This window comes from Haloarcula nitratireducens (assembly GCF_019599505.1).
On record NZ_RKLT01000004.1, the window covers coordinates 221,958 to 239,562 of the forward strand.

Annotated in this window: 23 protein-coding genes; 11 read left to right on the forward strand and 12 right to left on the reverse strand. The window is 64.9% G+C overall.

Translation table 11 applies throughout. The annotated features are described in order from the left end of the window. The first annotated feature begins 44 nt into the window (after positions 1-44). From EGH23_RS13480 to EGH23_RS13490, 3 genes are all read left to right on the forward strand, one after another. Positions 45-1,238, forward strand: coding sequence for a site-2 protease family protein (locus tag EGH23_RS13480; protein ID WP_220580504.1), 1,194 nt, complete (start codon positions 45-47; stop codon positions 1,236-1,238). A 73-nt stretch (positions 1,239-1,311) separates the two neighbouring features. Next, entirely contained in the window at positions 1,312-2,187 is an 876-nt protein-coding gene (locus EGH23_RS13485) for a universal stress protein (RefSeq protein ID WP_220580505.1), read from the forward strand. A gap of 401 nt (positions 2,188-2,588) precedes the next feature. After that, positions 2,589-2,804, forward strand: coding sequence for a DUF8028 family protein (locus EGH23_RS13490; protein WP_220580506.1), 216 nt, complete (start codon positions 2,589-2,591; stop codon positions 2,802-2,804). A 72-nt stretch (positions 2,805-2,876) separates the two neighbouring features. On the opposite strand, the gene EGH23_RS13495 is transcribed toward EGH23_RS13490, so the two are convergent. Together EGH23_RS13495 and EGH23_RS13500 are read right to left on the reverse strand one after the other, a co-directional pair. Continuing rightward, a complete protein-coding gene (locus EGH23_RS13495) occupies positions 2,877-3,278 on the reverse strand; it encodes an SHOCT domain-containing protein (protein WP_220580507.1) in 402 nt (133 codons plus the stop codon). Between the two features lie 753 nt (positions 3,279-4,031). After that, positions 4,032-4,430: a DoxX family protein gene (locus tag EGH23_RS13500; protein ID WP_236044815.1), complete on the reverse strand. Its 399-nt coding sequence runs from the start codon at positions 4,428-4,430 to the stop codon at positions 4,032-4,034. Positions 4,431-5,176: 746 nt separating this feature from the next. Here EGH23_RS13500 and EGH23_RS26350 point away from each other — a divergent pair. Next, a complete protein-coding gene (locus EGH23_RS26350) occupies positions 5,177-5,344 on the forward strand; it encodes a hypothetical protein (protein WP_236044854.1) in 168 nt (55 codons plus the stop codon). Beyond that, positions 5,305-5,499, forward strand: a complete 195-nt coding sequence (locus EGH23_RS26355; protein ID WP_236044816.1) for an HNH endonuclease — start codon at positions 5,305-5,307, stop codon at positions 5,497-5,499. The genes EGH23_RS26350 and EGH23_RS26355 overlap by 40 nt, the downstream gene beginning before the upstream one ends. 306 nt (positions 5,500-5,805) lie before the next feature. Here the strand turns inward: EGH23_RS26355 and EGH23_RS13510 are convergent, their stop codons facing one another. Both EGH23_RS13510 and EGH23_RS13515 read right to left on the reverse strand, forming a co-directional pair. Beyond that, positions 5,806-6,087 carry a DUF8036 family membrane protein gene (locus EGH23_RS13510; RefSeq protein WP_220580509.1) on the reverse strand — a complete coding sequence of 94 codons (282 nt, stop codon included), beginning with the start codon at positions 6,085-6,087 and terminating at the stop codon, positions 5,806-5,808. Between the two features lie 63 nt (positions 6,088-6,150). Beyond that, complete coding sequence (locus tag EGH23_RS13515) at positions 6,151-6,429, reverse strand: ArsR/SmtB family transcription factor (protein WP_220580510.1); 279 nt, start codon at positions 6,427-6,429, stop codon at positions 6,151-6,153. Positions 6,430-6,702: 273 nt separating this feature from the next. On the opposite strand from EGH23_RS13515, the gene EGH23_RS13520 reads away from it, so the two are divergent. Together EGH23_RS13520 and EGH23_RS13525 are read left to right on the forward strand one after the other, a co-directional pair. After that, positions 6,703-8,148 (forward strand): DUF4397 domain-containing protein, encoded by a 1,446-nt coding sequence (locus EGH23_RS13520; protein ID WP_220580511.1) that lies wholly within the window; start codon positions 6,703-6,705, stop codon positions 8,146-8,148. Between the two features lie 93 nt (positions 8,149-8,241). Beyond that, positions 8,242-8,694 (forward strand): DUF5814 domain-containing protein, encoded by a 453-nt coding sequence (locus EGH23_RS13525; RefSeq protein WP_220580512.1) that lies wholly within the window; start codon positions 8,242-8,244, stop codon positions 8,692-8,694. An 18-nt stretch (positions 8,695-8,712) separates the two neighbouring features. On the opposite strand, the gene dpsA (EGH23_RS13530) is transcribed toward EGH23_RS13525, so the two are convergent. The 3 genes from dpsA (EGH23_RS13530) to EGH23_RS13540 all read right to left on the reverse strand — a co-directional run bounded on the left by dpsA (EGH23_RS13530) (position 8,713) and on the right by EGH23_RS13540 (position 10,428). Then, positions 8,713-9,291, reverse strand: a complete 579-nt coding sequence (dpsA, locus tag EGH23_RS13530; RefSeq protein WP_220580513.1) for a DNA starvation/stationary phase protection protein DpsA — start codon at positions 9,289-9,291, stop codon at positions 8,713-8,715. A 2-nt stretch (positions 9,292-9,293) separates the two neighbouring features. Then, positions 9,294-9,869 carry a DNA starvation/stationary phase protection protein DpsA gene (gene dpsA / locus EGH23_RS13535; protein ID WP_220580514.1) on the reverse strand — a complete coding sequence of 192 codons (576 nt, stop codon included), beginning with the start codon at positions 9,867-9,869 and terminating at the stop codon, positions 9,294-9,296. A gap of 130 nt (positions 9,870-9,999) precedes the next feature. After that, a complete protein-coding gene (locus EGH23_RS13540; protein ID WP_220580515.1) occupies positions 10,000-10,428 on the reverse strand; it encodes a DUF8146 domain-containing protein in 429 nt (142 codons plus the stop codon). A 126-nt stretch (positions 10,429-10,554) separates the two neighbouring features. Here EGH23_RS13540 and EGH23_RS13545 point away from each other — a divergent pair, with 126 nt between their 5' ends. Beyond that, positions 10,555-10,971 (forward strand): VOC family protein, encoded by a 417-nt coding sequence (locus EGH23_RS13545; protein WP_220580516.1) that lies wholly within the window; start codon positions 10,555-10,557, stop codon positions 10,969-10,971. 42 nt (positions 10,972-11,013) lie between these two features. On the opposite strand, the gene EGH23_RS13550 is transcribed toward EGH23_RS13545, so the two are convergent. Further along, positions 11,014-11,625 carry an RPA family protein gene (locus tag EGH23_RS13550; protein ID WP_220580517.1) on the reverse strand — a complete coding sequence of 204 codons (612 nt, stop codon included), beginning with the start codon at positions 11,623-11,625 and terminating at the stop codon, positions 11,014-11,016. Further along, positions 11,626-12,567 carry a replication factor A gene (locus tag EGH23_RS13555; RefSeq protein WP_220580518.1) on the reverse strand — a complete coding sequence of 314 codons (942 nt, stop codon included), beginning with the start codon at positions 12,565-12,567 and terminating at the stop codon, positions 11,626-11,628. Between the two features lie 212 nt (positions 12,568-12,779). Between EGH23_RS13555 and EGH23_RS13560 the strand changes: the two genes are divergently transcribed. Together EGH23_RS13560 and EGH23_RS13565 are read left to right on the forward strand one after the other, a co-directional pair. After that, positions 12,780-13,082: a DUF7091 family protein gene (locus tag EGH23_RS13560; RefSeq protein ID WP_220580519.1), complete on the forward strand. Its 303-nt coding sequence runs from the start codon at positions 12,780-12,782 to the stop codon at positions 13,080-13,082. A 143-nt stretch (positions 13,083-13,225) separates the two neighbouring features. Continuing rightward, positions 13,226-13,453 carry a hypothetical protein gene (locus EGH23_RS13565; RefSeq protein WP_220580520.1) on the forward strand — a complete coding sequence of 76 codons (228 nt, stop codon included), beginning with the start codon at positions 13,226-13,228 and terminating at the stop codon, positions 13,451-13,453. A gap of 21 nt (positions 13,454-13,474) precedes the next feature. On the opposite strand, the gene EGH23_RS13570 is transcribed toward EGH23_RS13565, so the two are convergent. Further along, entirely contained in the window at positions 13,475-14,257 is a 783-nt protein-coding gene (locus EGH23_RS13570) for an SDR family oxidoreductase (RefSeq protein ID WP_220580521.1), read from the reverse strand. Positions 14,258-14,302: 45 nt separating this feature from the next. Next, positions 14,303-14,755 carry a TRAM domain-containing protein gene (locus EGH23_RS13575; RefSeq protein WP_220580522.1) on the reverse strand — a complete coding sequence of 151 codons (453 nt, stop codon included), beginning with the start codon at positions 14,753-14,755 and terminating at the stop codon, positions 14,303-14,305. Between the two features lie 136 nt (positions 14,756-14,891). Between EGH23_RS13575 and EGH23_RS13580 the strand changes: the two genes are divergently transcribed. After that, entirely contained in the window at positions 14,892-16,442 is a 1,551-nt protein-coding gene (locus EGH23_RS13580; protein ID WP_220580523.1) for a M61 metallopeptidase family protein, read from the forward strand. Positions 16,443-16,481: 39 nt separating this feature from the next. Here the strand turns inward: EGH23_RS13580 and EGH23_RS13585 are convergent, their stop codons facing one another. Then, a complete protein-coding gene (locus tag EGH23_RS13585) occupies positions 16,482-17,489 on the reverse strand; it encodes a threonine aldolase family protein (protein WP_220580524.1) in 1,008 nt (335 codons plus the stop codon). Between the last annotated feature and the right edge of the window lie 116 nt (positions 17,490-17,605).

The window sequence follows — 17,605 nt, forward strand, 5'->3', positions numbered from 1 at the left end:
CCAGCTCGCATCGCGTTTAAGTCGCGCCGCCGACAACATATCGTATGCGTCGGTTCCGCATCGGGAGCGCCTTCGGCATCCCCATTCAGCTCGATCTGACCTTCCTATTAGTCTTACCGCTGTTCGCGTGGATCATCGGCTCGGAGATGGGGAACACGATCGAGCTGCTGAACGACACGCTCGGAGCGGGGCTCGACCCCGCCGTGCTGATCGACGGGAACCTCGTATGGGTGCTCGGCGTCCTCGCCGCCGTCGGCCTCTTTACCGGCGTCATCTTGCACGAACTCGGTCACTCGCTGGTGGCGCTTCGGTACGGCTATCCCATCGACTCGATCACGCTGTGGCTCTTCGGCGGCATCGCGCAGTTGACGGAGATGCCCGAAGACTGGAAGCAGGAACTGGCCATCGCCGTCGCCGGCCCCGCCGTCAGCGTCGTTCTCGGCGTGCTCTCCTACGTCGCGTTCGCCGTGCTCCCCGGCGCGCAATCGGCGGTTATCGAGGGCGCGCGCTTCGTCTTCGCCTACCTGGCGCTGATGAACGTCGCGCTGGCGGTGTTCAACATGCTCCCGGGGTTCCCGATGGACGGCGGGCGCGTCCTGCGAGCGCTGCTCGCTCGCACTCGCTCGTACGCCCGCGCGACCCAGATCGCCGCCGAGGTCGGGAAGGCGTTCGCCGTCATGCTCGGCCTGTTCGGCCTGTTCGTCGCCAACAACCTCCTGCTGGCCGGGCTCGCCTTCTTCATCTACATCGGTGCGCAGGGGGAATCCCGGCAGACGACGATGCGGGCCGCCTTCGAGGGCGTCACCGTCAGGGACGTGATGACGCCCGCCGACCACGTCACCGCGGTCACGCCGAAACAGTCCGTCACCGAGCTCATTCGGACGATGTTCGAGGAGCGTCACACCGGCTATCCCGTCGAGAAGGACGGCGAGATCGTCGGTCTCGTGACCTTAGAGGACGCCCGCGCGGTCCGGGAGGTCGAGCGCGACGCCTACACCGTCGGCGACGTGATGACGACCGACCTGGTCACGATCGGTCCCGAGACGGACGTGATGGACGCGCTGAGCGAACTCCAGAGCAACTCCGTCGGCCGCCTCATCGTCACCGACGAGGACGGCGAGTTCCTCGGCCTGCTCACTCGCACGGACATCATGACCGCCCTCTCCATCATCAAATCCAGCGACGCGTACGGGGTCGCAGACGACGCCGACTCACAGACGCTTCGGACGGAGCCCTAGGGACCGGCCGAGACATCGGGATACGGACGGCGGGTACTAAGAGCGCGTCGCAGCTATATCAATACGAACGACAATGTTCGACCAGATCGTGGTTCCGACCGACGGGAGCGACGTTTCCGACGCCGCCGTCTCGGCGGCGATTACGCTCGCCGACCGCTTCGACGCGCACCTGCACGCCATCCACGTCATGGAGATGGGCGAACTCCCGCCGGGGGTCGAAGACGACGACGCGGACCAGTTCGCGTCGGTCGGCTCGGAGGCGACCACGGCGGCCGCCGAGCGGGCGGCCGAGGCCGGCGTCGAGGCGACCACGTCGGTCATCGTCGGCGGTGTCCCGATACATCGGGGCATCCTCGACTACGCGGACGACCACGACGCCGACTGCATCGTGATGGGGACGTACGGACGGACCGGACTGGACCGGTTCGTCCTCGGGAGCGTCGCCGAGCGGACGCTCCGTGAGTCGCCAGTCCCGGTGTTGACCGTCCACGAGGAATCCACCGTCGAGATGCCCTTCGAGCGAATCCTGGTCCCGACCGACGGGAGCGACGGCGCGCTCGTCGCCAGCGACCGTGCCATCGACCTCGCGTCAGCGACCGGCGCGACACTCCACGTGGTTCACGTCGTCGACCCGTACCTGCTCGACACCCAGGTCGACCCCAGTCAACTGCTCGAAACGCTCGAAGACGTCGGCGAACAAGCGGTCGAAGCGGTCGAGACCCGCGCCTCCGAGGCGGGCGTCTCCGACGTCGAAACCGAACTCTTGACCGGCAACCCCCATCGCGCGATCGTCGACTACGCCGACGAGAACGACGTCGACTGTATCGTAATGGGGACCCACGGCCGCACTGGCCTCGAGCGATACATCCTCGGGAGCGTCACCGAACGCGTCGTCCGCCTCGCGGACGCCCCGGTGCTCTCGGTGAAGCAGTCGCCGCCGGCGGAGTGAACTCCCCGCCGCGGTCGAGCGACGGCGCACCGAGCAGTAGTTCGCCGACCGAGAAGTGCCGAAGCATATAAAATCCGATTATTTTAAACGAGAATATATTACCGCTACAATAGTTAGACTTTCGTACTTATATTTTTGACAGACAATATATTTGAGAGGTTGCCGAGAGGTAAGCGAGTGCGCTAACTCGGAACTTATTCGATCATCCGATTTCGCTATTTTCCCGGCTCTCGGGCCGTATATGCCGATTATGAAATAGCCGAAACCGAAACAGTTGCACGCGAACGCTGAAAACTGACGTGAATAATATCGACTTTATATGACGATTCGAGTTCATGGTTTCGGCACACGAATCAGCCATGTCCATCGCACGCCCACCGCTTTCGAGTATAGATTCTGATATGAGCACCCTCCGGACTGTTGGTGCCGTTACTGTTGACGCGTGTGCGACGCTGGTCCGAGGGGTCGCCTTCTGGGCGACTATCCCCCTTCCCGTCCTCATCGCGAGCACGCTCGTTACGGGGTTCGTCGCGTCCTCGCCGCGCTCGGTCGTCGCGCTCGTCGCGTTGAACGTCGTCTGTGCCGTCGTCGGTCGGAACCACTCGCCCGCCCTCTGAGTCGGTCTCCGGTCGCCCGATCCGGTGCGTTTCCCGCTACTGGACGACTACGAATCGACTCGAAAACCGCCGTTATTCCCGCTCCGAGAGCAGCTCCCGCTCCCTGTCTTCGAGATCTTCGAGCGTATCGGTTTCCAGCAGGTTCTCCAGCTTTCGCTCGAACTGCTCGTCGGTCAGTTCGCCGCGAGCGTACCGCTCCCGAAGCGTCGAAAGCGCGTCATCGGTCTCGGTGTCGCGTTCGGGCGTCGTGTCCGCTGACTCACCCCACCGATCGTCCCACCACTCCTCCATCTCGTTGCGGTCGCCGAAGAGGAGGGCGGTGAGCGGGACGAGCACGACGTACCCGAACAGCATGAATCCCAACCACCAGTCCTGTCCGGTGAAGAGGGCGGCCAGCCAGATCCCGGTGACGAGCGTCGAGACTATCTCGGTCGCGTTCTCAGACGCCCGGTGAAGCGGTCCAGCGGTAGTCAATAGCGGAAACGAGCACGGCTGATACAATAAAATGCAGTGTCTCCATGGAGATTAAGTAGCGTACAGAGGCGTCGAGAACGGAACTTAGACGGACTCGTCTACCCGGTAGCGAACCCCTATCGCGTGAGTCCCTCTGAACCCTCGATCCTTCTGGACGGTCGAAGAAGAGAGCTCCTCGATGTCGAAGCGTTGCTCCAACCTTGGGGTGATCCACCGCTAGTAGTGGGTGGATGATAGCGAAACGTGATTGAGACCGGCGAAACGAGCCGTGACTGGGAGACGGGAAGCCACACCCGTCGAACGGCCGCTCACGCGCGGCTTCTCAGAGACTCCGTCACTCGACCGAGAGTTATCCCAGGTAACAGAGATGTCCCAAGGTTAGGCAGACCGGTAGACGGTGCTAACCTTGGACGCCTGTTCGAGACGAACTGTCTCGAATCTGCCTATTCGTCGATAGAGGTATGCTCTGGAGAGATATCCACTATCACCGATTTACCGCCGTTTGAGCCACTCTACTCAGAGTATACAGGAACAGCGGAATCTGAGCGACTTGCGTATCTCTCTAAGAATCAAGCAGTCTAAGCGTGATCGTGTCGATATCTTCCTCTCTAGCGGGGCAAATCTCCAATTGGACTGGCACGTCATCAACTCCGAGAGAAGGTGTGATTGAACGAGACGCGCGACCAACCTGTTCTCTAGCGAGCGTAGCCGATGGCGACGAAAACGGCGCGTGGCGAGGTACCGTTCCACTCCTCAGTCGCCGTCGGTATACCAGTACGCCCACAGTATCAAGACGCCCTGTAGCGGCAACCGTGCCCAGCGGACGAGTGTGGAGGGGGCGCCCCCACCGGGCATTCCCGCAACGACGACGCCGCTGATCGCCATGTAGACGTTCGCGGGGAAAATCGCGACGAGTAACGCTATCGTCGCCCACGCTGCGTACCGTCGAGTCCGTGGAATCAGGACTCCAATTCCGACGACGATTTCGGCGAGCCCGGACAGATAGACCAGCGCGAGCGGTGCGGGGAACACCGGTGGCATGATCTGGACGTACAACTCCGGGACGACGAAGTGCAGTATCCCAGCAACGACGTACAGCGGCCCCATCACGTACAGGAGCGGGCGTTTGAGCCGGGCCAGACTAACACGCATCTGCTCTTTCCTACACCGACGGCAGTGAAGCAGTTTGGGATGCGTGACAACTGCACCGGAGCGCTCGACAAGAGAGTGACAGAAATTCCACCCGAAATGCCCATAGAATCGGTCTACAGATTCGGAACGTGGCGATTTTTCAGTGCGCCCGCGACGGGTGCGGGCGCACGTAGTGCCCGTCTTCGAATATGGCACGAATACGACCACGACGAATAGCGGCTGTACGGCCTAAGGAACAGGTGTGTGGACGGTTTACACCCGAAACGAGGGGGTCGTGATGGGCGGCCATTCCTGCCCGGAATGTGGGCGTGCGTTTAAATCGAAACGGGGGGTGAAGATTCACCATGTGCACAGCCACGGAGTCTCGCTTGTGACGGCAGAATGCGAAAACTGCGGGGAGCAGTTCGAAAAAAGAAGCCAGCGAAAATACTGTTCAGACGACTGTCGGCGTGCAGATAGTTCTCGAGGAGCAAAATCTCAAGCAGAATGTGCTAGTTGTGGTGAGATCTTCGAGTACTACCCATCCAGACGCAGTGGGAAGTACTGCTCTCCATGCTACGCAGACGATAACAAAGAGACTGTTACGCGATTAACAGAAACAGCTAATCCTCGATGGAACGGCGGAAAGCGAATCTGCCAGTGTGCAGTCTGCGGAGAGCGAGTTGAACGGTATCCGAGCCAGATAGGCGAAACGGTTCTTTGCAGCAAAGCCTGTCACAGTTCATGGCTGTCAGAGACGTTCACAGGTGAAGGACATCCAAACTGGGAGGGTGGTGGAAACGGGGACTACGGCCGAGGATGGAGAACAGTTCGTCAGCGAGCACTTGAACGAGACGGGTATCAATGCGTCGTCTGTGGGCGAACAAGCGAAGAGATGGGGAGAAATCCAGACGTACACCATATCACCCCTGTGAAGTGGTTTATCGGCTCAGACAACCACACGCGAGAGGATGCGCACTATCTGGAAAACGTGGTTTCACTGTGCATCAGTTGCCACCGAAAAGCTGAATTTGGCAAGATAGAATCGGATTTTCTCAAATCACAGATTACCGACGAAGAGTCCAATTAGGGATTCTTGAACTCATCCATGAATTCATTTCTCACTAATTATGTTGTAAAAAGTCCGGGCGCGGGAATCGAACCCGCCTCTTAGCCACCACAAGGCTAAAGGATGCCACTACCCCAGCCCGGACGCGCCTACTGAGGCGTTTTTAGCTACTTCGCTGGTACAGAAATACGTTACGAATCCTGGGTTCACAGCGGGGAGACAACGCGTCGCACACCGCTTCAGCAGTGAACCGTGTCGTTCGGTGGCGACGAATGTCGATACGGCGAGAACGAGAGACACGACGGCCCCGTCTCCGACAGGCCGACGCTACTTCCACGTGAAGTACGTCAACACGGAGATACCAAACGTTTCGAGAACCTGGAGGACCATCATCACCTGGACGGCAACTGTCGGCAGCGCCGGCGCGTTGAAGTAGAAGTACAGCGCGACGAGGTTCTCGGCCAGTAGGAAGGTGGCGAACAGGATCGTGCCGAGCGTCATCGGGGCCTTGATCTCCCGGTAGGTCCGCACCCAGATGCCGATCAGTCCCGCCAGCAACAGCACGTTGATCGCCGCAGCGACGCGGGCTGCGTCCAGTACGAGGCTCATCGTGCGTTCTCCCGTCTCCTGCCCGCCGACTGTCGCCACCGGCGGCGTCTCGTGAATCTCATGTCAGTCGTCCACCTGTGTGAGTATCTCTTCGACCGTCTCCCAGTGGTTCCGCGTCCGCTCGCTCGGGAGATACACGGTTCCGTAGTCCGCCTCGCTGCTCGTGATGACGCCGTTCTCTTCGAGCACGTCGAGGTGGTAGCGGGCCGTGTTGTACGCCAGGTCGAGGTCATCGGCTAGCTTGTTGGCGTTTCTGGGCCGTTCGTCCAAGGCACGCAAGACGCGGGCGCGGTTCGGTCCCCCACGTGTACCGGCGAGAGTCTGCCAGAGGACCGTGTCCATGCCTCTGTATAGTCACTCCCAGCGGGCAAGAACCCACCGACGGGTCGGGCGGGTCGGCGTCCGACTCGCAGGTCCCGGCCGACCCCGCCAGCCGGGTTGGAGACGGAGTTGTTCATGTTTCATACCTCCGAGAATACAGGGTAAAACCCTTTCGGGGGATTCGATCGAACTTCCCCGTAAACCGTCTTTAGAGACATTTTGGCGTGATTTGGGTGAGAGTTTCGAGAGACTCTCGAAAGTTGTTATCTATCCGTCATTCGCAGTCAGGAGTGGATGTCATCAGATACGACAAGCCGACGGCGGGTACTGCTCGGGATCGGGACCGGAATCACTGTCGGCCTCGCCGGGTGCGGCGGCGACGGCGGCAGCGGTGGCGGCGGAACCGATACCGAGACGACTACCGACACGGAGACGGAGACCGAAACTTCGACCGCCACCGACACGCCGGCAGGGAACGCGTCGGTCCGCGTCGCCCACATGTCGCCAAACGCCCCGAACGTCGACGTCTACGTCGACGATTCGGCGGTGCTCGAAGACGTGCCCTTCGGCGCGGTGAGCGATTATCTCGACGTGCCCGCGGGCGAGCGGATGGTCGAGATAACCGCCGCCGGCGACGCCGAGACGTCCGTCTTCTCGGGGACGGTCCCGGTCGAGGCGGAGACGGCCTACACGGTCGCCGCGATCGGCGAGATCGGCGAGGAGGCCGACCAACCCTTCGAACCGCTCGTTCTGGAAGACGACAACAGCGATCCCGGCGGCGAGACGGCTCGCGTCCGACTCGTCCACGCCTCGCCGGACGCCCCGGCCGTCGATGTCACTCTCGCCTCGAGCGGCGATGCCGTCTACGACGGCGTGGCCTACGGCGAGTCGGAATACGTCGAGGTGCCCGCCGGCGACTACACGCTACAGGTCCGCGGCGACACGGAGAGCAACGACGGCGACGTCGCCGCCGAGTTCGACGTGAGCCTCGCGGGCGGGCAGGTCTACACCGCCTTTGCGGCGGGCTACCTCTCGCCGGACGACGAACCGGCCGACACGCCCTTCGACCTCGTCGTCGCGCAGGACACGATGGACGAATCGGCTGGCGACAACCCGGCGAGCGTCCGCGTCGCGCACATGTCGCCCAACGCCCCGAACGTCGACGTCTACGTCGACGATTCGGCGGTGCTCGAAGACGTGCCCTTCGGCGCGGTCAGCGACTACCTCGACGTTCCGGCCGGCAGTCGAACCGTCGAGATCACTGCCGCCGGCGACGCCGAGACGTCCGTCTTCGAGGGCGACGTGACGGTCGAGAGCGGACAGGCCTACACGGTCGTCGCGGCGGGCGAGATCGGCGAGGAGGCCGACGAACCCTTCCAGCCACTCGTGCTATCGGACGACACATCCAGTCCGAGCGGCGACACCGCTCGCCTCCGGGCGGTCCACGTCTCGCCGGACGCTCCGGCCGTCGACATCACGGCCGCGTCGAGCGGCGACGCGCTGTTCGACGGCGTCGCCTACACCGAGTCCGGAACGGTCGAGGTTCCCGCCGGCGATTACACCGTCCAGATTCGGGGCGACACGGAGGGTAACGACGGCGACGTCGTCGCCGACTTCGACGTGACCCTCGCCGGCGGACAGGCCTACACCGCCTTCGCCGCGGGCTACCTCTCGCCGGACGACGAACCGGCCGACACGCCCTTCGACCTCGTCGTCGCCCAAGACACCGGCGGGATGTAATCGCTACCGTCCCGGTCTCCGCCCGGTCCCCGGACGCTTCGGCCCGCATCTCCGAGACGCTTTTAGGTCGTCACGGCCTACGCGACGGCAAGCGTGGCCATCACGGACAAGATATACGTCAAGAATCACCAGCAGCTCGTCTCCCAGTTAGAGACGAGTTTCCCGAAGGGGGCGTTCAAGGGAGCGACGCTGGACATCCTCTTTCAGGGCGAGGGGCTGGCGAAGCTCGACGACGCCTCGCAGGACCGCGTCCTCGATTTCGCGGAGGACTTCTTAGACTGTGACTGTCAGGCCAACCCCCACTGTGGCTGTCCCGAGCGGAAGTTCGTCGCCTACCTGCTCGAACTGCGCGAACAGGGCCTCGGCCCCGACGCGGTCGTCGACGTGATGAGCGACGACTACCTGCTGTACGCCTATCCCGGCGACGTGCTCTCGTTCTTGGACGACTCCGTCCGGACGCTGGAAGCCGTCGAAACGCTGGCCGAGGTGGACGGCCGAGACGACGTGGCCGAGGAAGTACAGCAGCGACGAAACCGACTAATGTAGCACAGTGGGCGGGCGGCCCTAGCTCTCGGAGCCGACGGCATCGCTCCGCACGAGCGTGTCGTCGGCGAGATATCGCGCGAGCGTCTGGGCGTCTTCCTCCAGCGTCTTGAGGTGGACGCTCAGCAGTTCGTTCGTCGCCTGGTCGCCGAATCGATCCGCAAGTTCGACGTGGTCTCGCATCTGCACCGCGAGCGTCGCGTAGCCGTCGAGGTCGCGGGAGAGCGACGAGCGCACGTCGTAGCGGTGGGGCGCCTCGATGTAGATCGAGGCGTGCTGTCGGATACCCATCGGGCCACAGACCGGCACGCCGCCGAGCGCGTGGACGCGGAGCGCGACGTCGTCGGTCATCTCCGCGAGCCTGTCGGCGGCCGACCGGAGGAACTCGGCGACGTCGCCGAACTCCGCCCCCTCGACGGTCCAGTAGTGCTTTCTGACCTGGTTGAACAGTAGGTAGAACCCGGAGAGTTCGGCGTTCAGCGCGGTCACCAGCTCTTCCGCAGCGGCCCGGTTCAGCCGGAGTTCGTTCGCGCGGACGGTGTCCCACTCCTGACGGCGGTGTTCCGCACCGGGGTCTCGGAGATGTGGCGTGCTCGTCATGGTCAGTCGAGCGCCTCCTCCCGGACGAGCGTGTCGTCTTCAAGGAACTGTTCGATCTCGTGGGCGTCGTCTTCGAGCGTCGTCAGGTGGTCGCGCAGGCGCTCCGCCGTACCGGAATCGCCGACGCCCTCGGCGAGGTCGACGTGTTCGCGCACGCTCGCGACCAGCGTCGCGTACCCGTCGAGGTCCCCGGCAAGCGAGGCGCGCAGGTCGTAGAGGCCCTCCGCCTCTAAGTGGACCGCGGCGCGCTCCTGAATCGTCGGGGGCGTGTTCGGCGGGATCCCGCCGAGTTCGACGATTCGAATCGCGAGGTCGTCGTTGATGGCTCGAGTGCGCTTGTAGGCGTCTTCGAGGAACTCGGCGACCTCGTGGAACTCGGCCCCCTCGGCCGTCCAGAAGTGCTTTCGCAGGAGATAGAAGAGGTTGAACGAGCCGGCGAAATCGACGCTCAGTGCGTCCGCGACCGCCTCCGCGTCGTCGCGGTCGATTCTGAGTTCGTTCTCGTCGAGGGTTCCCCACTCCTGGCGGCGGTCGCCGTGCTCGGGTTCGCGAACCAGGCCCAGTTGTTCTCTGGTCATCTCGCTCCCGGTCCAGACGCGCCCTTAGTGTTCGTCGACATTCGGCTTGGAGTTGGCGAGCCGTTCATATGAATATTGTCGGGATCCGACCGTCGTCCAGGGTCGGAAGCCGCCGCCGGTCGACGGTCGATCAGAGGTCGTCGAAGCTGCCGATGCGGTAGGAGGCGTCCTCGTCCTCGCCCTCGTCTAAGTCTTCGAGATGGATGACCTCGTCCTGGTCCATCTCGTCGAGTTGCTGGCGGAGCTTCGTGACGTAGCGCTTGTGCTCTTCGAGCTGTTCGCGGAGGTGTTCGGCCTCCAGTTCGAGGCGTTCGTGCTCGCGGACGAAGCTCTTCGGCACCTCGACTTTCGGCGGGAAGCTCTCGGCGTTGCTCTCCTCTGCGGCTTCGAGTTCGTGTTCCGGCGCGACCTTCACCTGCCCGTCGTGGGCCACGAGCGTGTCGACGTAGTCCCGAAACACCGCGGAGAGGGAGATGTCCCGCTCCTCGGCGATCTCGCGGAGCGTCTCGAACTTGTCCTCGCTCACGCGAAAGGAGATGGTCTTGTTCTTGTTCCCCATAGTTGTCTGTAATTCGTCACTCCCCCTATTTAACGATTTGTCAGACGCTCGCACGGAACGCCCATCGCCGGAAGAAAACCACCGAGCAACCGCAGGCGTTTACTCCGCACCGGCCGCGCCTCCGGTATGGACGCGACCGCCCATCACTACGCCGTCACCGTGAGCGACCTAGAGCGCGCCGTTTCGTTCTACCGCGACGTCCTCGATCTAGAGGTCCTCGCCCGGTTCTCCGTCGGCGGCGACGCCTTCGCCACCGGCGTCGATATCGAGGGAGCCAGCGCCGACTTCGCCCATCTGGACGCCGACGGCGCGCGGATAGAGCTCGTCGAGTACGCGCCCGAAGGCGAGCCCCGTTCCGAAGGGGAGCTCAACCAACCCGGCGCGACCCATCTCGGTCTCGAGGTCGAGGACCTGGACTCGGTCTACGAGGACCTCTCGGACGAGGTCGAGACGCTTTCCGAGCCACAGACCACGGAGAGCGGAACGCGTATCTGCTTCCTTCGAGACCCCGAGGGCACGCTGGTCGAACTGCTGGAGACGTAGCCGCCGAAAAGAAAACCAGACGGACCAGAACCGAGACGCCGGTCAGTCGGCGCTCGCTTCGGCCTGTTCGTCCTGCATGCTCTCTAGGGCTCCGATCACCGACTCGCGGTACGCCGAGACGTCCTCGCCGTACTCCTCGTAGGCCATCGAGACGTACTCGTCGGTCGCGGCGTCCTCGGGGTCCGCCTCGGTGAAGCGGCGAACCCGGTCGAGGGTCCGCTCGGCCGTCTCGACGACCCAGCGGTCGCGCGTCGCCTCGTCGACCTGGGAGATGGATTCGGGACGAACGGAGACGTTCACGTCGCCCTCGTCGGTCTCGTAGGTCCGGGGCTTGCCGACCACGGCGACGTACGCCGGCGGTTCCAGTTCCCGGAGCATCGAGGCGGCGTCGGGCTGGTACTGCCCGGCGTACATGAAGAACGTGTCGCCGTTCGGGTCGACGACCCGTCCCTGCCAGTACTCGCTGTCCTCGCCGACGTCCTCCGTCTCGGTGAGCGTGCCGACGAGGAACACGCGGTTCGCGCGCTCGCCCGTCGGGAGGAGGACGTACACCGGCGCTCGGTCGTCGTCGGATTCCTTGAAGGTGTAACTCGCGTCGTTGAACTCGCGGGCGAAGACGCGGCGGGCGACTTCGCGGGTGGGTGTGCTCGCCATCTAGATCGACCTCGCTTTGATCAGCACTTCGTCTGCATCCACTGCCCCGGTCAGTCGCTCCTGTTCGTCCGCGAGGACGTACCGGCCGAACGTCGGCCCGGTGACGCGGTAGTAGCGTCCGAGGATGTCGTCGCGCATCTCGTCTGCGACGACGGTGGTGTCGAGCGCGTCCATCGCCATCTCCTTGGCTTCCTCCAAGGTGATGCCGGTGAGTTCCTCCGTGGCCTCCTCGTCGAAGATGACCTCGGTGACCTCCTCGCCGTCGTCCAGGACGCCCTTGATGCGGAGGTCGAACTCGCCTTCGACCTCGCCGTGTTCGCTACAGCGGCCGTTCTGGAGGACGCGCGTGCAGTCTTCCTCGGGACAGCGCTTGATGAGCCCCGACCCCGACTGGATGTCCACCAGCGCGCCCTCGACTTCGACGCTGTCGTCGCCGACGTCGATCTCCTCGTCGAGTTCCTCGATGGTCGTCGTCCGGTTGAGCTTCACGGAGAAGCGGCCCTGATACTCGTCGGTGACGACGTTGCGGAGGGAGTACGATTTCCCCTCCTCGAGCTCCGGAAGGTCGGACTTCGACCACTTAGTGAACTTGATGGTGCCCGTCTCGTCGCCGAGTAAGCCGACCTGCGCGACGGCGTCGGCCCGCGGGTCCCACAGGTCCACGACGGTGACGCGCATGTCGACCCACTCCTCGGGCGAGTCGACGTCCGACACCTGCACCTGTTCGTTACCGCCGGACCCGCCGCCCAACTGGTCGCGGTCCATCCCGGCCTCGTCCAGGTACGTGTTGACGACGCTCCGACGGGCTTCGCTCATCGGGACTTTGTACTCGTTGACCAGCGTGTCGAGTCGCTCCTCGACGTCCTCGACGTCGAGATCTAGCTGGTCGCTGAACTGCTCGTGTACTTCCTCTGCGTGGGTACGCAAATCTGAATCAGTCATGTGCTGTCACTGTCTCCGCCTTGTTTTCGATGGGAGACATTCGACGGTTGGTCGGCCTCACGTATAAACTCTCGCTCGGCGGAGTGAAAGTGAAAACCGCGAGATGACGGCCTTCCGCGTCGGCTCTCCAGTGAGTGGCGATCCCGCGACGCGTCGGCGCTGCCGCCGCATACGCGAGAAGATTGATTGGGTAGCAGTCGTAACGACCGGACGTGACCGACGACGACGAGCAGGGCGACGGCGAGCGACTGGGACGGTTCATCCAGCAGACGCTCCGGTCGGTCGAGAACCAGCTCTCGGACGCCAAGCGCGCCTACAGCGACGGGAAGCGGGCCGCGCTGGCCGGCCTGCCGACGGACGAGGACGGGCGCGCCCGCATCGTCTGTCGCCGCCACGCCGAGTACCGAGCCGTCTCGCTCGACCCCGCTTCCCGACCCGACTGCTTCGACGCCGACCATCCGGACTGTCAGGGCTGCGTCGAAGACATCCGCGACGGAAGTATCGAGACGTGGTGAGCGACGCCATCGTATCGCTGTCGGCCGGTTTTCCAGTGGAAATAGGGGGGTTGTGGGAGACGGTGACGAGCGGCGACGCTCGGTTCGAGAGGACGCGACCACCCGGGGAAAGGGTCATTACGGTCGCTGTCGAGAGAGGGGGCATGGACGGGATGGCGCGGCAGTTCTGGCTCACCGTCGTGCCGCTGCTCGTGGGCTTCTCGGCGGTGGGGCTGTTGGTGCTGGCCGCGCTGTTCCCCGACCAGTTGTACGAAGTCGGGAGTACCACCTACATCGCGACGGCCGCCGTCGCGCTGGTCTCGTTGGGGGTACTGGTGTGGCAACTCGCCGTCGGCGGCGGGTCGAGCGCCGACCGATACGAGCGGCTCTGACGCTGCCGATCGGCTCTGCGCCTAGCTCCGCATCGACCCGCCGTCGACGGGAAGCGCCGTCCCGGTGACGTACGACGACCGGGCCGACGAGAGGAAGGCGACGACGTCGCCGAGTTCCTCCGGTCGGCCGACCCGCCCCAGCGGGGCGTCGGACCACGACTCGATGCCTTCCTCGTAACTACCGTACTCGCCCCGTTCGACGGCGGCCTCGACGAGTTCCTCGATGCGCGGCGTCTCGTGGGCACCGGGGAGGACCGCGTTGACGCGCACCTCCGGGGCGAACTCGCGGGACTGGGTCTTCATCAGACCGACGACCGCCCGGCGGACCGCGTTCGAGAGGACGAGGTCGTCGATGACCTCCCGGACCGACCGCGACGTGATGTTGACGATCGTGCCGGCCTCGGAGCCGCGCAGATACGGATAGGCGAAGCGAGTGGTCCAGACGACGCTCATCACGAGCACGTCGTAGGCGGTGTACCACTCGCGCTCGGTCGTATCGAGGAACGGACCGGGTTCGGGACCGCCCGCGCTCGTGACGACGTGATCGAGGCCGCCGAAGGTCTCGACAGTCTCGTCGACGAACGCCTCGACTTCGTCGGGGTCGGTGATGTCGGCCCGTACGGCGAGTACGTCGCCGTCACCGGCGGCGTCGAGGCGCTCCCGTGCCCGTTCGACGTGGGCTCGCGTCGTCCCGCAGACCGCGACGTCGGCCCCCTCGCTCGCCAGTCGCTCGGCGCTCGCGAGACCCAGTCCGCTGGTCGCTGCGGTACACAGCGCGGCGTTGCCGTCGAGTTCGAAGTCCATAGTCGACCCGACGGGCGAGTGACCCAAAAATCTCCGCCGTCGGCCCTAGCTGCCCCAGAAGTTGTCGCGGCTACCGAGGCGACGCCCGTCGTCGTCTTCCCCGTCGTCCTCTGAGTCGACATCGGCGTCGGTGTCGTCGTCCGCCTCGTCGCTCTCTTCCTCGTCGAGTTCGAGCCGTTCGAGCTCGTCCGCTCGCGCGTGGTTCGAGCGCACCTTCGTGATCTCGACCTTCGATTTGGCCGGCGGCAGGACGCCGTCGACCATGACGATGAAGCCGTCGTCGGTCCGGCCGACGCCGGCACCGCTCTCGTGGATGTCGTCGACGGTGACGATGACCTCTTCTCCCGGCTTGACGGGCTGGCTCTTCAGGTCCGAAATCGGCTGATTGTAGTGGTTGCACCACTCGGCACCGCCTCTGTCGCCGTAATGGGTACACCCCATCCCCTCGATTCGTTCGGTAAAGCTGGGGCACTCGTCTGCGAGCGGACAGTCGGCCATAGAATCGGGTAGCATTGCCGCTGGCAAAACGCTTGCGACCTATCAGCGGTTACGGCACCGCTACCGGCCGCCGACTATCGATTCCGGGGAACCCTTTTTAATCTATAGGGATAGTTGATTATGGTACAACGAGAGCGTGTCCCGTATCCGAGTCGCCGCCCCGATTATCCTGCTGTCCCTGGCGTTAGCGGCGAATGCGACGCCCGCGCTGGCCGCGACACCCGACGACGGTGCTCCGAACGTGGCGTCGTCGTCGGTACAGACTGACGGCGACGGCGGCGCGATAAACGTCCGCTACGTCGTCTACAGCCTCCCCGAACAGACCGGGCGCGTCCAGGTCACCGCCGTCCTCACGATCCCCGACCGAGTGACCGCCCTCTCGGTCCGTGCGCCCGCGGACGCGACGGTGTTGGACGCCGACGGACTCCGGTCGACGGGGAGCCGCTGGCAGTGGGACGGCCGGAGCGAGACGGCCTCGCTGACCTACTTGCTACCGGTCGGGATGGAGACGGCCTACGGCCAGCGGACCGCGGCCGGCGAGCAGTGGTCGCTGGTCGTCCGACGAGAGGTCTCGCTTCGGGCCCGCTGGCGCTGGCAGAGGGGCCCGAACCCGGGCTGGAACGAGACGATGGTCGTCCCGAAGGGTCACGAGGGGGTCGCCGGGCCGTCGGCCGTCTATCTCGGCCCCCACGAGACGAGCGTCCGGGCGACCAACGCGGGGACGATTCAACTGGTGGTCCCCGAAGCGGCGACGCTCCGACCGGCTAGAGCGGCGGTCCTCGATACGATCGCGGCCGCGCAGCGCTCGACGACGGTCGGGCCGGCACACGAGCACCTGCTCGTCATCGCCGTTCCCAACCAGCTCGCACGGGGCGGCTACGTCCCGGCCAACGGCGCGCCGGTGATGCTCGTCAGCGCCGACGAGCGCGTCGATACGCCCAGAAACGTCTGGGTCCACGAGTACCGCCACACGCGCCAGTACTTCCGGACGAGCCGCGAGATGCGGTGGCTCGAAGAGGGCTCCGCCGACTACTACGCCGCCCGCTCGACGCTCGAACAGGGCCGCATCAGCTACGACCGGTACCGAAAGCGAGTGACGACCGACCGCTTCGCGGACGCCGACCTCACCGAACCCGAGACGTGGGCGAGCCCCGACGTCCCCTACGACAAAGGGGGCCGGGTCGTCGCCGCGCTCGACGTGCGGATCCGGTCGGCGACCGGCGGAGAGCGAACGTTCGCCGACGTCCTCGACCGACTCGTCCGCTCGTCGGAGCCGGTGACGCTCGCGTCGTTCGCCGAGACGGTGTCAATGGTGGCGGGCGAGGACCTCGAAGCGTTCGTCCGCGAGGCCGTCACCGGTCCCGCGCCGCCGATCCCCGCCGACCCCGACGGCGACGGCGTCTCGACGGAGGAAGAGCGCGAGCGGGAGACGAATCCCTATCGGCATCCGGACCAGGACGTGCAACTCCAGTCGGGGAGCGAGCGACTCCAAAGCGGTGCCGGAGACGTAGAGAGCGCCGGGGTCTCGGCCGCACCCGGAGGAGTCGGCGACGACCCGAGCGTCGCGGACGGCGGCGGCCGAGGCGACACTGCGCGAACGGACGCGCCACCGCTCGCGCTCTTCGCGAGTTCGCTCGCGGTGTTGGTCGGTCTGCTCACCGCGGCGCTGTGGCGACACAGGAAGTGAGCGGAGAAACGGGGACAGTGACCGGGACGGGGACGGGGGCTACGCCGCTCGGCGGACGGCGTCGACGGCCGCGTCGATCGCGTCGTCGTCGACGTCCCAGTGCGTACAGAATCGAACGACGTGGTCGGCGAAGGGAACGCCGCCGACGCCCTCTCGCTGGCAGTCGTCGAGGAACGCCTCGGCGGGCCGGTCGGTCCCCACAAGGACGATGTTCGTCTCCGGCGGCTCGACCGAGAGACCGTCGATTCGATCGAGTCCCGCTGCCAGTCGCTCGGCCCGCCGATGGTCCTCGGCCAGTCGCTCGCGGTTTTCGAGCGCTTCGAGTCCCGGCCCGGCGACGATGCCCGCCTGTCGCATCCCGCCGCCCAGCAGTTTCCGGTTGCGTCGGGCCCCCTCGACGAACGACGCTGATCCGGCGAGGACGGAGCCGACCGGCGCGCCCAGCCCCTTCGAGAGACAGCACATCACCGAGTCCACGGGCGCGACGAACTCGGCGGCGGGCGCGTCGTGTGCCACTGCCGCGTTGAACAGTCGCGCCCCGTCGAGGTGGACCGGAACGTCCCGTTCGCGGGCCGCGGCGGCCGTCTCGGCGATACGTTCGGGCGCGATGGCCGCCCCGCCCTTGCTGTTGTGCGTGTTTTCGAGCGTCAGCAGGCCCGTGCCCGCCCGGTGACCGTCGGCCTCGACGTACCCCTCGCGGACCTGCTCGGGCGAGACGACGCCTCGCTCGTCGCCCTCGATGGTCCGCGGCTGGACCTGCGCGTGCTGTGCCAGCCCCGCGAGTTCCCACTTGTAGACGTGACTCTCGCGCTCGCAGAGCACCTCCTCTCCCCGCTCGGTGTGGGTCCGCGCGGCCACTTGGTTGCCCATCGTCCCCGACGGCACGAACAGCGCCGCCTCGGTCCCCAGCACCTCGGCGACTCGCGCTTCCAGTTCGTTCACCGTCGGGTCCTCCCCGTAGACGTCGTCGCCCACGTCGGCGTCGCGGGCCGCTTCCCGCATCGCGTCGCTCGGCTGTGTGACAGTGTCGCTCCGCAGGTCTATCATGGGACGTGGTAGCGACCGTATTGACAAAAGGGCAGGGACAGGGATGCAGTCAGCATCCGCGCGAGCGAAGCGAGCGCGGTTCACCGGAATCGCCGTCGGCGATTCCGGCCTTTTTC